Below are 13172 nucleotides of genomic sequence, written 5' to 3' on the forward strand. Positions count from 1 at the left end.
GATTTCAAGGATGACAGATTGGGGATTATCATGACGGTGACGGATTTCCTGCGGCCATTGCGGACGCGTCTCGTGGCCGCGATTGTCGGCCTGACAGTGGCGCTGGCCTTGCCGGCGGGCATGGCGGGGGCGCAAAGCTCGTCTTCGGTCACGGTGAACGGGGTGCAGATCACCATCACGGGGGGCGGGTCGCAGAGTATCTCGACCACGTCGACCGGGGCCGAGATCGTGATCGACGGCCGCGAGATCGTGATCGACGGCACCACGATCTCGCTGGATGGATCGTCGATCGACAGCGGTGCCTTCGACGAGGTGGAGATCGTCGTCGAGGGCAACACCATGCGCATCCTTGTCGATGGCAAGGAGGTCATCACCAGCACCCGGTCCGGCGCGCCATCGGGTGACGGCGACGACGCGTTGAGCGAGGCGGCGAAGCTGAACAACCTCGGCGTGGCCTATTACCGGGGCGACGGGGTCGAGCAGAGTTTCGAGAAGGCGATCGAGTATTACGAACGGGCCATGGCGCTGGGCAGCACGATCGCCGCCGACAACCTGGCCAACATGTTCTGGTACGGGGTCGAGGGCATCCCCGAGGACGAGCCGCGCGCGGTCGGCTATGCCAAGGTGGCGTTCGAGGACGACCATTCCAACTCGGTCTACATCATGGGGATGGCCTATCTCCAGGCGATCACGGTCGAGAAGGACGTGGAGCTGGCTTTGGAGCTTCTGAACCATGCGGGAGACGCGGAGCGCACCGATGCGCTGAACCAGCTGGGCGTGGAATATGCCCGCGGCGAGAACGTGCCCCAGGACGATTCGGAGGCGGCCGCGTATTACCGGCGCGCGGCGGACCTGGGCAACCACGTGTCGCAGTCGAACTATGCCTGGTTCCGCTGGCAGGGCCGCGGCGGCGAGAAGGATGCGGCCGAGGCGCTGCGCTATGCGCTGATGTCGGCCGAGCAGGGCAATACCAGCGCGACCTACCTGGCCGGGGTGATCCACTATCACGGCGGCGAGGGCGTGGAGGTCGACATGGCCGAGGCCGCGCGCATGTTCGAGGCCGCCGCGCAGGAGGGTCACACGACCGCGGCCTTCAACCTGGGCATCATGTATCGCGACGGGGACGGGGTGGAGCAGAACCTCGACCGGGCGATCGAGTGGATGGAGGTGGCGCTCGAGCGCGGTCACGAGGAGGCTGCGGACGAGCTGGAGCGGCTGAAGGCGAGCCGGGGCGCGGCGCACCCCCCGCAGGAGGCGATCTGGTGGTTCGCGGAGGGCCAGCAGCAGGTCGGGCCGATGACGCTGAACGACCTTCGCGCCGAGATGGCGGCGGGACGGGTCGGGGATCGGACGCTGGTGTGGCGCAAGGGAATGGCCGACTGGGCCATGGCGGGCAGCATCGGGGAACTGGCGCAGTAGCGCGCGCCGCGTTATGACGGGGCGAATACTTGGGAAAGGAGCCCCGTCATGACAGATATCGTCCGCCACCATACCGCCGCCCGCATGAGCCAGATCGTGATCCATGGCGAGACGATCTACCTGGCCGGGCAGGTGGGCAACCGCGGCGACAGCGTGGCGGATCAGACCCGCACCTGCCTTGAAAAGGTCGAGGCGCTGCTGGGCGAGGCGGGCTCGGACGCGACGCGGATCCTGCAATGCACGATCTGGCTGGCCGACATGGCCGATTTCGCCGAGATGAACGACGTGTGGGACAGTTGGGTGCCCGAGGGCCACGCGCCCGCCCGGGCGTGCGGCGAGGCCAAACTGGCGCATCCCGAACTGAAGGTCGAATTGCTGGTGACGGCGGCGGTGGACGCGAAGGACGGCAAGTGACCGGCATGCCCGGCCGGGCTTTGCGGAGCTGACCGGGGCGCCGGGTCGCGGCCCTTCCCGGACCTGATCCGGGATCTCGCGGCGGAGAGATCCTCGGGTCGGGCCCGAGGATGACTTATGGGTGGGGCAAGGCCGGTTCGATCGGGGGGCAGCCCCCAAACACAGGTTTAATTGGGGGCCAGCCCCCAAACCCCCGGGATATTTTCGGCCAGAGGAAAGGCGTGATGGACGCTGCCCGGGGGCTGCGCTATCAGCGGGGCGAACTTTTAAGGAAGGAAGTCCGATGTCCGGTCATGGCGCGCCCGTCCCGATGCAATCCAGCCTGTCGTCTGGCCTGAAAGGCGAGGCGCATGTGCCCGGCGACAAGTCGATCTCGCATCGCAGCCTCATCCTTGGGGCGCTCAGCGTAGGTGAGACGGTGGTGACCGGCCTGCTGGAGGGCGAGGACGTGCTGGACACGGCCAAGGCGATGCGGGCCATGGGGGCGGAGGTCGCGCGAGACGCGGACGGCACCTGGCACGTGCATGGCGTGGGCGTGGGCGGATTCGCCGAGCCGGACCAGGTGATCGACTGCGGCAATTCGGGCACCGGCGTGCGGCTGATCATGGGGGCGATGGCGACGTCGCCCATCACGGCGACCTTCACCGGGGATGCCAGCCTGAACGGGCGTCCCATGGCGCGGGTGACCGACCCGCTGGCGCTGTTCGGGGCGAGGGCCGTGGGGCGCGAGGGCGGGCGGCTGCCGATGACCATAGTGGGCGCGCGGGAGCCGGTGCCGGTGCGCTACGAGGTGCCGGTGCCGTCGGCACAGGTGAAATCGGCCGTGCTGCTGGCGGGGTTGAACGCCCCGGGGCAGACCGTGGTGATCGAGCGCGAGGCAACGCGCGACCACACCGAGCGGATGCTGGCCGGGTTCGGTGCCGAGATTTCGACCGAGGTCACGGACGAGGGCCGGGTGATCACACTGGCCGGGCAGCCGGAGCTGCGGCCGCAGACCATCTTGGTGCCGCGCGACCCGTCGAGCGCGGCCTTTCCCGTCTGCGCGGCGCTGATCACCGAAGGCTCGGACGTGGTGGTGCCCAATATCGGGTTGAACCCGACGCGCGCGGGTCTGTTCACCACGCTGCGCGAGATGGGCGCGGACCTGACCTATGAGAACGAGCGCGAGGAAGGCGGCGAGCCGGTGGCGGACCTGCGGGTGCGATACTCGCCCGACATGAAAGGTATCGAGGTTCCGCCCGAACGTGCGGCGAGCATGATCGACGAATACCCCGTGCTTTCGGTAGTGGCGGCCTGTGCTGCGGGGCGCACGGTGATGCGCGGGGTCAAGGAATTGCGCGTCAAGGAAAGCGACCGGATCGACGCGATGGCAACGGGGCTGCGCGCCTGTGGCGTGACGGTCGAGGAGGGTGAGGATTGGTGGATCGTCGAGGGCAGGGGCGCGGGCGGCGTGCCGGGCGGGGCGACCTGTGCCAGCCATCTGGATCACCGCATCGCCATGTCGTTCCTCGTGCTGGGGCTGGCGAGCAAGGCGCCCGTGACGGTGGATGACGGCGGGCCGATCGCCACCTCCTTTCCGGTGTTCGAGGCGCTGATGACCGGGCTGGGCGCCGAGATCCGTCGCGTTTGAGTGCAGCGCCGGAGATTATTCGTGCGAATAATCCCGGGCGACGAAAATTCGTACGAATTTTCGGGGACGGGTCGATGACGCGGGTTTGACAGATAATGCCGGTGGCGGGCTTTCGGTCGGGCCGGAAACCGCTATGGTGCCCGCCAGACGAATGCTTGAGCCAAGGACGATGTAAGATGAGCGAGTCCGATCCACTGGTGGTTTTCACGCCCTCGGGCAAGCGCGGGCGGTTTCCGAAAGGCACGCCGGTGCTGACCGCGGCGCGGCAGTTGGGGGTCGACCTCGATTCGGTCTGCGGCGGGCGGGGGATCTGTTCCAAGTGCCAGATCACGCCGGGCTATGGCGAGTTTTCCAAGCATGGCGTCACGGTGCGCGAAGGCGCGCTGTCGGACTGGAACGCGGTCGAGGAGCGCTATGACCAGAAGCGCGGGCTGAAGGCCGGGCGGCGGCTGGGCTGCCAGGCGCAGGTGATGGGCGACATCGTGATCGACGTGCCACCCGAGAGCCAAGTGCACAAGCAGGTGGTGCGCAAGGCGGCCTCGGCCAGGGTGATCCAGATGGACCCGGCGACGCGGCTCTACTTCGTCGAGGTGGACGAGCCGGACATGCACGAGCCCACGGGCGATCTGGAGCGGCTGGAGCGGGCGCTGCGCGAGCAGTGGGAAATCGAGGAGATCACCGCCGACCTGACGCTGCTGTCGAAGTTGCAGCCGGTGTTGCGCAAGGGCAAGTTCCGGGTGACGGTGGCGCTGCACAAATCGCACCTGGACCCGGTGCCGCGGGTGATCGAGGTCTGGCCGGGGCTGCATGAGGCGGGCCTGTACGGGCTGGCGATCGATCTTGGGTCCACCACGGTGGCGGCGCATCTGACCGATCTGGAGAGCGGCGAGGTGAAGGCGTCGTCGGGGATCATGAACCCGCAGATCCGGTTCGGCGAGGACCTGATGAGCCGGGTGAGCTATGCGATGATGAACCCCGGCGGGGACCAGGAAATGACCCGCGCGGTGCGCGAGGCGATCAACACGCTGGCCGAAGAGATTGCGAAAGAGGCGGAGATCGACCCGATCCTGATCGTGGAAACGGTGTTCGTGTGCAACCCGGTGATGCATCACCTGTTGCTGGGGATCGACCCGGTGGAGCTGGGGCAGGCGCCGTTCGCGCTGGCCACGTCGGACAGCATGGCACTGGAAGCGCGGGAGCTGGAGCTGAGCGCGATCAACACCCGGGCCCGGGTTTATGTGTTGCCCTGCATCGCGGGGCATGTGGGCGCGGATTGTGCCGCCGTTGCCCTGAGCGAGGAGCCGGGGAAGTCCGAGGACCTTGCGTTGATCGTGGACGTGGGCACCAATGCCGAGATCCTTTTGGGGGACAAGAGCCGGGTGCTGGCCTGTTCCTCGCCCACGGGACCGGCCTTCGAAGGCGCGCAGATTTCCAGCGGGCAGCGGGCCGCGCCCGGCGCGATCGAGGCCATACGGATCGACCCCGAGACGAAAGAGCCGCGCTTTCGCGTAATCGGATCGGACAAGTGGTCCGACGAAGAGGGCTTTGCCGAGGAGGTGGGGCCGGGCGGTATTACCGGCATCTGCGGCTCGGGCATCATCGAGGCGGTGGCGGAATTGCGCATGGCGGGGCTGATGGATGAAAGCGGGCTGATCGGCTCGGCCGAGGCGACCGGGACGGCGCGGATGGTGCCGGAAGGGCGGACGCATTCCTACCTGGTGCATGACGCGACCGCCGAGGGCGGGCCGCGCATCACCGTGACGCAGGGCGATATTCGGGCGATCCAGCTGGCGAAATCCGCGCTTTACGCGGGCGCGCGGCTGTTGATGGACCAGCGCGGCGTGGACAAGGTGGACCGCGTGGTGCTGGCCGGGGCGTTCGGCGCGCATATCAGTGCCAAGCACGCGATGGTGTTGGGGATGATTCCGGACGTGCCGCTGGAGAAGGTCACGAGCGCGGGCAACGCGGCAGGCACGGGCGCGCGCATCGCGCTGTGCAACGTGGGCGCGCGGCGCGAGATCGAGCGGGTGGTGCGCGAGATCACCAAGGTCGAGACCGCGATCGAACCCAAGTTCCAAGAGCATTTCGTGGCCGCCAACGCCATCCCTCACAAGACCGACCCGTTTCCGGAACTGGCCAAGGTGGCGCCGCTGCCGAACCCGTCCTTTAACACCGGGGGCGACCAGGAGGGTGGCCGCCGCAGGCGGCGGCGGGGCTGACCAAAGGCCGGAGAAAGCGATTGCGTGGCGCGGGGCGATTGCGCAGAATACAGGGCGCCCGGGCCTAGATCCGGGCGTTCCGAGCCTGCCCGAGCCCCGAGTGGCGCAACCGATTGAATGCCTGCCATGACCCTTCGTTTCAAAGCGCTTTCCCTGTCCCTCGCCTCGGCGGCCGCCCTGCCGGCCCTTGCCTGTCCCGGGCCGGAGGATCTGAAGAAAGGCGTTGTCTTCGAGACCCAGGACGGCACGGTCGAGACGCATCGGCAGCTGGCCACCGACGTGATCGTGATCCAGACGGAGTTCGCTGACGGATCGGGGTCGATCCTGGAGACAAGGCACGGGCTTTACCTGGCAAGTTCGGTGCCCATCGAGGACGGTGTGGTACGGGTGGCAGAGAAGGAGATCTTCGCCAGCTATGACGAGCTCGACAAGTGGCAGGAGCCGAAGCCCGATGCCGATTGGAGCAATGACAGCACCGGCGGGGGTACCGCAACGTCGGGCCCCATGCAGACGATCAAGCTGGGGCCGTGCGCCTATCCGGCGTTCGAGATCGACATGAGCTTCAACGACGACCCGAGCTATACCGAGCGCTATCACTACCTGCCGGAAATGGGTGTGGGCTTGCTGGTGTCGAGTTCCTCGAGCGGCGACGAGGAGGTCTACACCTATACCGATGTGCGCGTGGCGGATTAGGTCCCGGGGCGGGCCAGAATCTCTCTTGACCGGGCGGATGGCGAGGCATATCTGAGCCAGATGCGCAGGCGGGTATGATGTAATGGTAGCCTGTCAGCTTCCCAAGCTGAACGCGCGGGTTCGATTCCCGCTACCCGCTCCAACGCGTTTCCGGTCACGATTGAAACCAAGGAATGGTGGCCCGTCAGCGGGTGGCCGTGGTCGCGTTCGGTGCGGGATCGACGGCGGTGGCATGACCGCCATCTATCGTCAGGAACATGCCGGCAGACATCAGGAACGCCGCCAGAAGCACGATCTCGGCAAAGGGCAGGCCGGACAGCAGGCCCTGGCCCCAGACCCGGCGCGCCTTGCGATGGGCGCGGCACTTGTGCGCGGGGGACCCGTGACGCGGGTCGGAAAGGGGCGACGAAGGATCGTCGTGACGGGAGTTGGCAGACTGGGTCATGGTAGATGCGGTTGTGCGTTTCAATGAAGACAGGAGTATGGAAAACCTGCCATCTTGTTGCCGATATAGGGTGATTTGCCCGATAAAGTCAGGCAATTTGCGGAAACACTGTGTTGCGGTGTGAACGCACCCCACGCAGCGGCGGGACGAGGCAGGAAGATACATGAGCTTTACGGTAGCGATTGACGGGCCGGCGGCGGCGGGCAAGGGCACGGTGGCGCGGGCGGTGGCCGCGCGCTTTGGCTTTGCGCATCTGGACACGGGGCTATTGTACCGCGCGACGGGGCGGCGGACGCTGGACGGCACCGAGCCGGTCGAGGCCGCGCGGGCGCTTTTGGCCGCGGACCTCGAGGCGGACGACCTGCGCACGGCGGAAGTCGCCCAGGCCGCCAGCCGGGTTGCCGCGGTGCCCGAGGTCCGTGCGGCGCTGGTAGAGTTCCAGCGGGCTTTCGCGGCGCGGTCGGGCGGTGCGGTTCTGGACGGGCGCGACATCGGGACGGTGATTTGTCCCGATGCCGAGGTGAAGCTGTTCGTGACGGCGAGCGACGATGTGCGCGCCCAGCGGCGGCTGGACGAGCTGCTGTCCAAGGGGGCCGAGACGGATTACGACACCGTGCTGGCGGAGTTGCGCCAGCGCGACGAGCGCGACAGTGCGCGGGCCACTGCGCCGCTTTTGCCGGCGGCCGACGCGGTGTTGCTGGACACCACGACCCTGACCATCGAGGGCGCCGTGGAGGCCGCCTGCGCCGAGGTCGCGCGGGTGCGCGACGGAACGTGACCGCGCGGATCACCTTTCACCGCGGGGGCGGGTGGATGGACAGGTTCCGGGCCTACCGGCTGAGCGTGACGGGCGAGGAGGCCGGGCACATCAAGCGCAACAGCCAGTTGACGGTCGAGGTGGAGCCCACGCAGCATATGCTGCGGGCCACGATCGATTGGTGCGGTAGCAACATACTTTACGTGGACCTGTCGGAGGGCGGCGAGCTGCATGTGGAGGTGTCGAACCCCCACGGGCCCTTCAAAGGGCAAGGCGTGATGCGTCGGGCGCCGGGCGAATATCTTCAGCTGCGGCTGCTGGAGGGGGCTTTCGGGCTCGAAACCCCTTGATTGTCATGGCCGAGCGGGCTATAGCGCCCCTCGTCGACAAGGCGGAACCGCCGCAGAGCATTGAGAGCGAGCAGGGTCGGGAATACCGGCCCTCTTTGTTTTGCGTTCCTATGGTGGCCCGTCTGACCAACGAAACCTTGAAGACCGGCGGAGACAACCGCGCGGCCGGACACAACGAAACGTTAGGATTGAAACGCCACATGGCTCAAAACGCATCGATGGAGGAATTCGAGGCCCTCCTTAATGAAAGCCTCGAAATGGACACCCCCCAAGAGGGAACGGTTGTCAAAGGCAAGGTCATCGCGGTTGAAGCGGGACAAGCCATCATCGACGTCGGCTACAAGATGGAAGGCCGCGTCGAGCTCAAGGAATTCGCAAATCCCGGTGAAGCGCCCGAAATCGAAGTGGGCGACGAGGTCGAGGTGTTCCTGCGTTCGGCAGAGAACGCCCGCGGCGAAGCCGTCATTTCCCGTGAAATGGCCCGCCGCGAGGAAGCCTGGGACCGCCTGGAGAAAGCATACGCGGACGACGCCCGTGTCGAAGGCGCGATCTTTGGCCGTGTCAAAGGCGGCTTTACCGTCGATCTGGGCGGCGCCGTGGCCTTCCTGCCCGGCTCTCAGGTCGATGTGCGCCCCGTGCGCGACGCCGGCCCGCTGATGGGTCTGAAGCAGCCCTTCCAAATCCTGAAAATGGACCGCCGCCGCGGCAACATAGTTGTCTCGCGCCGCGCCATCCTGGAAGAAAGCCGCGCCGAGCAGCGCGCCGAAGTCATCGGCAACCTTTCCGAAGGTCAGGCCGTGGACGGCGTCGTCAAGAACATCACCGAATACGGGGCCTTCGTGGACCTGGGCGGTGTCGACGGCCTGCTGCACGTGACCGACATGGCGTGGCGTCGTGTGAACCACCCGAGCGAGATCCTGAACATCGGCGAGACCGTCAAGGTCCAGGTGATCAAGATCAACAAGGAAACCCACCGCATCAGCCTGGGCATGAAACAGCTGCAGGACGATCCGTGGGATCTGGTCGCTGCCAAGTACCCGCTGGAATCGGTGCATACCGGCCGTGTGACGAACATCACCGACTACGGTGCGTTCGTCGAACTGGAGCCCGGTGTCGAGGGCCTGGTGCACGTCAGCGAGATGTCGTGGACCAAGAAGAACGTCCATCCCGGCAAGATCGTGTCCACGTCCCAGGAGGTCGAGGTCATGGTGCTGGAGATCGACCAGGCCAAGCGCCGCGTATCTCTGGGCCTCAAGCAGACCATGCGCAACCCGTGGGAAGTGTTTGCGGAAACGCACCCCGAGGGCACCGAGGTCGAGGGCGAGGTCAAGAACATCACCGAGTTCGGCCTGTTCATCGGTCTCGATGGCGACATCGACGGCATGGTTCACCTGTCGGACCTCAGCTGGGACGAGCGCGGCGAAGACGCGATCCAGAGCTACAAGAAGGGCGATGTGGTCAAGGCCGTCGTCTCGGAAGTGGACGTGGAGAAAGAGCGCATTTCGCTGTCGATCAAGAACCTGGGCGGCGACAAGTTCGCCGAGGCCGTGGGCGGCGTGAAGCGCGGCTCGATCATCACCGTCGAGGTCACCTCGATCGAGGATGGCGGCATCGAGGTGGAATACGAGGGCATGAAATCCTTCATCCGCCGCTCCGACCTGTCGCGTGACCGTTCCGAGCAGCGCCCCGAGCGTTTCTCGGTCGGTGACAAGGTCGACGTGCGCGTGACCAACGTGGACAGCAAGACCCGCCGTCTGGGCCTGTCGATCAAGGCACGCGAAATCGCGGAAGAGAAAGAAGCCGTGCAACAGTATGGCAGCTCGGATTCGGGCGCCTCGCTGGGCGACATCCTTGGCGCCGCGCTGAAAGGCGACGACGACAAGTAAGCCGGATACGGTTTGCAGATTTGAAAGGCCCCGTGGAGACGTGGGGCCTTTTTCTTTTTTGGCACTGGCGGCGCGTTGCCGGGGCGGTGCAGCCTCTTGGGATCAATTTGACCCAAAATATGCTTTGCGCGACGCTGACTGTAGCAGAAGCGTGTCACGATAGGCGACCTGCAGGCGGATGGTGGCAATGAACTCTGATCTTGAGACTTGGTATTCCGGCCTTTCGGAAGGCCAGCGCGTCATCGCGCAGCAACTGAGAATTCTGATACACGATCAGGAGGCGCAAATGCGAGAACAGATAAAATGGGGGCGGCCCTGTTTCACGCTGAGATCGCTGGTTTGTTATATCCAGACGGCGAAAGGGCATGTCGCGCTTGGGTTTGGACGCGGGGCGGAACTATGCGATCCTCTGAAATTGTTGAAAGGACATGGTCGCCAGATGCGGCATGTGAAGATACCGATTGGCGGGCATGTGGATCGTGAAGGTCTTGTTGGGCTCATCCAAGCCGCGATCGAACTGGATAGAAACAAGCTGTAGCAGGACAGGCGTGTGTCGCCGCCAGGGACGATATCCAAGGGCCTATGACAAGCTACGAATCATGTGCTTGGTGTTTGTGAGCCCACGTTGATTGAGCCCAGAAATGTCTGCACTCTGAGTGGTCAAAGAGGATCAGCAAGCCGAAGTCCGCGCTTTTTCCCCGCGAATTTCCGAGTTCATCCGGTAGGTTGCAGTTTCTAATTGCGCTTTTTCTATCTATAGTCGTTAAAGTCGATACGCTGCGCGAACAAAGAACAACGCCGGGGGGAACCGATGATCAGGTCGGAACTAATACAGAAGATCGCCGACGAGAATCCACACCTGTACCAGCGCGATGTCGAGCGCATCGTGAACACCATCTTCAACGAGATCACCAATGCCATGGCCGAGGGCAACCGTGTCGAGTTGCGCGGCTTCGGGGCGTTTTCCGTCAAGAAGCGCGACGCGCGCACCGGCCGCAACCCGCGCACCGGAGAATCGGTGCAGGTCGAGGAAAAGCACGTGCCGTTCTTCAAGGCCGGCAAGCTGTTGCGTGAACGACTGAACGGGAAATCCTGATGCGCTATATCCGCTATGCTTCGATCGCCATTTTCGCGGTGGCGCTTATCCTGATCGCGCTGGCCAACCGGCAGGTGGTCGAGGTTCAGATCCTTCCCGGCGAACTGGCCGGCATGGCGGCCCTGAACCCGTCGTATCAGATTCCGCTCTTCATCGTGATGTTCGGCGGGATCTTGGCGGGGCTGGTGATCGGGTTCATCTGGGAGTGGATCCGCGAGGCCAAGGAGCGCGCGGCGGCCGCCCGGCAGGCGCGCGAGATGGCGGCATTGCGGGCCGAGGTGCGCCGGCTGAAAGGCGAGCGCAACAAGGACCAGGACGAGGTGCTTGCGCTTCTGGACGAGGCCAGCTAACCGGCGGCGTCATGGCGCAGGACATTCGGATCAAGATGTGCGGGCTGACCCGGCCCGAGGACATCCCTGCCGCGGTGGCGGCGGGGGCCGCCTATGTGGGGTTCGTGTTCTTTCCGAAATCACCGCGCTACGTGACGCCCCGGCTGGCGCGCGAGATGGCGCTGGCGGTGCCGCCCGGCGTGGCCAAGGTGGCGCTGGTGGTGGACGCGGACGATGCGCTGCTGGACGCGTTGACCGAGGTGGTGCCGCTGGACATGCTGCAGTTGCACGGGTCCGAAAGCCCCGAGCGGGTGGCCGAGATCAAGGCCCGCTACGGCCTGCCGGTGATGAAGGCGGTGGGCGTGCGCGAGGCCGGCGACCTTGCGGCCATCGACCGCTATGCCGGGGTGGCCGACCACATCCTGCTGGATGCCAAGCCGTCGAAGGACGCGACCCGCCCGGGCGGCAATGCCGAGAGCTTTGACTGGAGCCTGATTGCGGGACGCGAGTGGTCCGTGCCGTGGATGCTGGCCGGCGGGCTGACGGTGGAGAACGTGGCCGAGGCGATCCGGGTGACCGGGGCGCGCCAGCTTGACCTGTCGTCGGCGCTGGAAAGCGCGCCGGGGGTGAAGGACCACGGCAGGATGCGCGCCTTCGCCGACGCGGCACGGGCATGATCCGGTTCCGCGAGGCGGACGAGACCGATGTTGCAGCCGTTGTGGCGCTTCTGGCCGATGACGTGCTGGGGCAGGGGCGCGAAGGCGCCGATCCCGCGCTCTACGAGGCCGCCTTTGCCCGGATGCGCGACGAGGGCGCCAACCACCTGATCGTGGGCGAGGACGACGCGGGCCGGATCGTCGCCACCTACCAGATCACCTTTATCACCGGGCTGTCGCTGCGGGCCGCGCGGCGGGCGCAGGTGGAAAGCGTGCGCGTGGCCGGGCATGTGCGCGGGCAGGGCGTGGGCGAGGCGATGTTCGAGGACGCCAAGGCGCGGGCCAGCGCGGCGGGGTGCACGCTGGTGCAACTGACGATGAACGCGGGCCGGAAAGACGCCAGCCGGTTCTACGAGCGGATCGGTTTCGTCGCGTCGCATACCGGGTTCAAGATGGCACTTGATTGACGCATCGCGCCGCTTTGCCCAAGCTGGAGCAAAGGAGAGACGCATGACCCGCCAGGATCTGGATGACGTGTACGGAGCCAGGACGCCCGAGGAATCGCGGGCGATCTACGACAAGTGGTCGACCGGCTATGATGCCGATTGCCTGAGCCGGGGGTTCCGCCTGCCCGGGCTGGGCGCAGCGCTGCTGGGCCGGTACCTGGGGGACGCGGAGGGGCCTGTGCTAGACGCGTGCTGTGGCACCGGGCTGGTGGGCGAGACGCTGCGGCTGATGGGGTATGGCCGGATCGTGGGTTGCGACCTGTCGCCGGAGATGCTGGCCTGCGCCGCCAGGACGGGTGCCTACGAGCGGCTGGAGGTGGCGGACACCGGCGCCGGGTTGCCGTTCGGGGATGACAGCTTCGCCGGCTTTGTATGCGTCGGGGCGTTCGGGCCGGGCCACGCGCCGCCGGTCACGCTGGAACATCTGGCGCGGGTGACCAGGCCCGGTGGCATCGGGGTCTTCAACCTGCTGGATGCGACCTTCGAGGAGCAGGGGTTTCCGCCGGTTCTGGACAAGCTCGCGGCGTCGGGCACGTGGGAGGTGATCCATACCACGCCGCCCTTCCGGCCCTTCCTGCTGGCCGAGCCGGAATTGCTGAGCACGGGCTATGTCGTGCGGCTGAGGTGAGGCTCCAAGAATATTCGTACGAATATTCTCGGGGCGGCGTGTCGCACAGGAATGCGCTGGAAAACGGCGGGCCCGTGCCCTATTGAGACGCTAAAGCGTTTCGCGATAAACCTGACTCACAGCTTACCCGCGAAACGCAGCACA

The 13172-nt window shown here is 65.8% G+C and carries 15 protein-coding genes and 1 tRNA gene; 15 read left to right on the plus strand and 1 reads right to left on the minus strand.

Going from position 1 to position 13172, the window contains the following annotated elements:
- Positions 1-30 precede the first annotated feature (30 nt).
- The 6 genes from FIU89_RS03280 to FIU89_RS03305 all read left to right on the plus strand — a co-directional run bounded on the left by FIU89_RS03280 (position 31) and on the right by FIU89_RS03305 (position 6517).
- Positions 31-1419 (plus strand): GYF domain-containing protein, encoded by a 1389-nt coding sequence (locus FIU89_RS03280; RefSeq protein ID WP_172978014.1) that lies wholly within the window; start codon positions 31-33, stop codon positions 1417-1419.
- A gap of 48 nt (positions 1420-1467) precedes the next feature.
- Positions 1468-1833 (plus strand): RidA family protein, encoded by a 366-nt coding sequence (locus tag FIU89_RS03285; protein ID WP_152491289.1) that lies wholly within the window; start codon positions 1468-1470, stop codon positions 1831-1833.
- A gap of 283 nt (positions 1834-2116) precedes the next feature.
- Entirely contained in the window at positions 2117-3463 is a 1347-nt protein-coding gene (gene aroA / locus FIU89_RS03290; protein WP_152491290.1) for a 3-phosphoshikimate 1-carboxyvinyltransferase, read from the plus strand.
- Between the two features lie 176 nt (positions 3464-3639).
- The gene (locus FIU89_RS03295; RefSeq protein WP_152491291.1) at positions 3640-5682 is read left to right on the plus strand and encodes an ASKHA domain-containing protein; all 2043 of its coding nucleotides are present in this window, start codon (positions 3640-3642) and stop codon (positions 5680-5682) included.
- Positions 5683-5808: 126 nt separating this feature from the next.
- Positions 5809-6375, plus strand: coding sequence for a hypothetical protein (locus FIU89_RS03300; RefSeq protein ID WP_152491292.1), 567 nt, complete (start codon positions 5809-5811; stop codon positions 6373-6375).
- 68 nt (positions 6376-6443) lie between these two features.
- Positions 6444-6517: transfer RNA gene (locus FIU89_RS03305), tRNA-Gly, on the plus strand.
- Between the two features lie 42 nt (positions 6518-6559).
- Here FIU89_RS03305 and FIU89_RS03310 read toward each other — a convergent pair.
- Complete coding sequence (locus FIU89_RS03310) at positions 6560-6820, minus strand: hypothetical protein (RefSeq protein ID WP_152491293.1); 261 nt, start codon at positions 6818-6820, stop codon at positions 6560-6562.
- A gap of 163 nt (positions 6821-6983) precedes the next feature.
- Between FIU89_RS03310 and cmk the strand changes: the two genes are divergently transcribed.
- From cmk to FIU89_RS03355, 9 genes are all read left to right on the plus strand, one after another.
- Positions 6984-7598, plus strand: a complete 615-nt coding sequence (gene cmk / locus FIU89_RS03315; protein ID WP_152491294.1) for a (d)CMP kinase — start codon at positions 6984-6986, stop codon at positions 7596-7598.
- A gap of 35 nt (positions 7599-7633) precedes the next feature.
- Complete coding sequence (locus FIU89_RS03320) at positions 7634-7927, plus strand: hypothetical protein (protein ID WP_152491295.1); 294 nt, start codon at positions 7634-7636, stop codon at positions 7925-7927.
- A gap of 200 nt (positions 7928-8127) precedes the next feature.
- Positions 8128-9813: a 30S ribosomal protein S1 gene (gene rpsA, locus FIU89_RS03325; protein WP_152491296.1), complete on the plus strand. Its 1686-nt coding sequence runs from the start codon at positions 8128-8130 to the stop codon at positions 9811-9813.
- 187 nt (positions 9814-10000) lie between these two features.
- On the plus strand, positions 10001-10351 hold the full coding sequence (locus tag FIU89_RS03330) for a DUF1801 domain-containing protein (RefSeq protein WP_172978015.1): 351 nt from the start codon (positions 10001-10003) through the stop codon (positions 10349-10351).
- Between the two features lie 273 nt (positions 10352-10624).
- Positions 10625-10909, plus strand: a complete 285-nt coding sequence (ihfB, locus tag FIU89_RS03335) for an integration host factor subunit beta (protein ID WP_057792171.1) — start codon at positions 10625-10627, stop codon at positions 10907-10909.
- Entirely contained in the window at positions 10909-11259 is a 351-nt protein-coding gene (locus FIU89_RS03340) for a lipopolysaccharide assembly protein LapA domain-containing protein (protein ID WP_152491298.1), read from the plus strand. Before ihfB ends, FIU89_RS03340 begins: the two co-directional genes overlap by 1 nt.
- An 11-nt stretch (positions 11260-11270) precedes the next feature.
- Complete coding sequence (locus FIU89_RS03345) at positions 11271-11915, plus strand: phosphoribosylanthranilate isomerase (RefSeq protein ID WP_152491299.1); 645 nt, start codon at positions 11271-11273, stop codon at positions 11913-11915.
- Complete coding sequence (locus tag FIU89_RS03350) at positions 11912-12361, plus strand: GNAT family N-acetyltransferase (protein ID WP_152491300.1); 450 nt, start codon at positions 11912-11914, stop codon at positions 12359-12361. The genes FIU89_RS03345 and FIU89_RS03350 overlap by 4 nt, the downstream gene beginning before the upstream one ends.
- A gap of 43 nt (positions 12362-12404) precedes the next feature.
- Positions 12405-13028, plus strand: coding sequence for a class I SAM-dependent methyltransferase (locus FIU89_RS03355; RefSeq protein WP_152491301.1), 624 nt, complete (start codon positions 12405-12407; stop codon positions 13026-13028).
- Positions 13029-13172: the final 144 nt, after the last annotated feature.

This window comes from Roseovarius sp. THAF27 (assembly GCF_009363655.1).
In the GTDB taxonomy this organism is placed as follows: domain Bacteria; phylum Pseudomonadota; class Alphaproteobacteria; order Rhodobacterales; family Rhodobacteraceae; genus Roseovarius.

What these genes read in the sequence shown, in the direction of transcription:
- FIU89_RS03280 (WP_172978014.1), top strand. Translation starts at nt 31, where the DNA reads ATGACGGTGACGGATTTCCTGCGGCCATTGCGGACGCGTCTCGTGGCC.
- FIU89_RS03285 (WP_152491289.1), top strand. Translation starts at nt 1,468, where the DNA reads ATGACAGATATCGTCCGCCACCATACCGCCGCCCGCATGAGCCAGATC.
- aroA (WP_152491290.1), top strand. Translation starts at nt 2,117, where the DNA reads ATGTCCGGTCATGGCGCGCCCGTCCCGATGCAATCCAGCCTGTCGTCT.
- FIU89_RS03295 (WP_152491291.1), top strand. Translation starts at nt 3,640, where the DNA reads ATGAGCGAGTCCGATCCACTGGTGGTTTTCACGCCCTCGGGCAAGCGC.
- FIU89_RS03300 (WP_152491292.1), top strand. Translation starts at nt 5,809, where the DNA reads ATGACCCTTCGTTTCAAAGCGCTTTCCCTGTCCCTCGCCTCGGCGGCC.
- FIU89_RS03310 (WP_152491293.1), bottom strand. Translation starts at nt 6,820, where the DNA reads ATGACCCAGTCTGCCAACTCCCGTCACGACGATCCTTCGTCGCCCCTT.
- cmk (WP_152491294.1), top strand. Translation starts at nt 6,984, where the DNA reads ATGAGCTTTACGGTAGCGATTGACGGGCCGGCGGCGGCGGGCAAGGGC.
- FIU89_RS03320 (WP_152491295.1), top strand. Translation starts at nt 7,634, where the DNA reads ATGGACAGGTTCCGGGCCTACCGGCTGAGCGTGACGGGCGAGGAGGCC.
- rpsA (WP_152491296.1), top strand. Translation starts at nt 8,128, where the DNA reads ATGGCTCAAAACGCATCGATGGAGGAATTCGAGGCCCTCCTTAATGAA.
- FIU89_RS03330 (WP_172978015.1), top strand. Translation starts at nt 10,001, where the DNA reads ATGAACTCTGATCTTGAGACTTGGTATTCCGGCCTTTCGGAAGGCCAG.
- ihfB (WP_057792171.1), top strand. Translation starts at nt 10,625, where the DNA reads ATGATCAGGTCGGAACTAATACAGAAGATCGCCGACGAGAATCCACAC.
- FIU89_RS03340 (WP_152491298.1), top strand. Translation starts at nt 10,909, where the DNA reads ATGCGCTATATCCGCTATGCTTCGATCGCCATTTTCGCGGTGGCGCTT.
- FIU89_RS03345 (WP_152491299.1), top strand. Translation starts at nt 11,271, where the DNA reads ATGGCGCAGGACATTCGGATCAAGATGTGCGGGCTGACCCGGCCCGAG.
- FIU89_RS03350 (WP_152491300.1), top strand. Translation starts at nt 11,912, where the DNA reads ATGATCCGGTTCCGCGAGGCGGACGAGACCGATGTTGCAGCCGTTGTG.
- FIU89_RS03355 (WP_152491301.1), top strand. Translation starts at nt 12,405, where the DNA reads ATGACCCGCCAGGATCTGGATGACGTGTACGGAGCCAGGACGCCCGAG.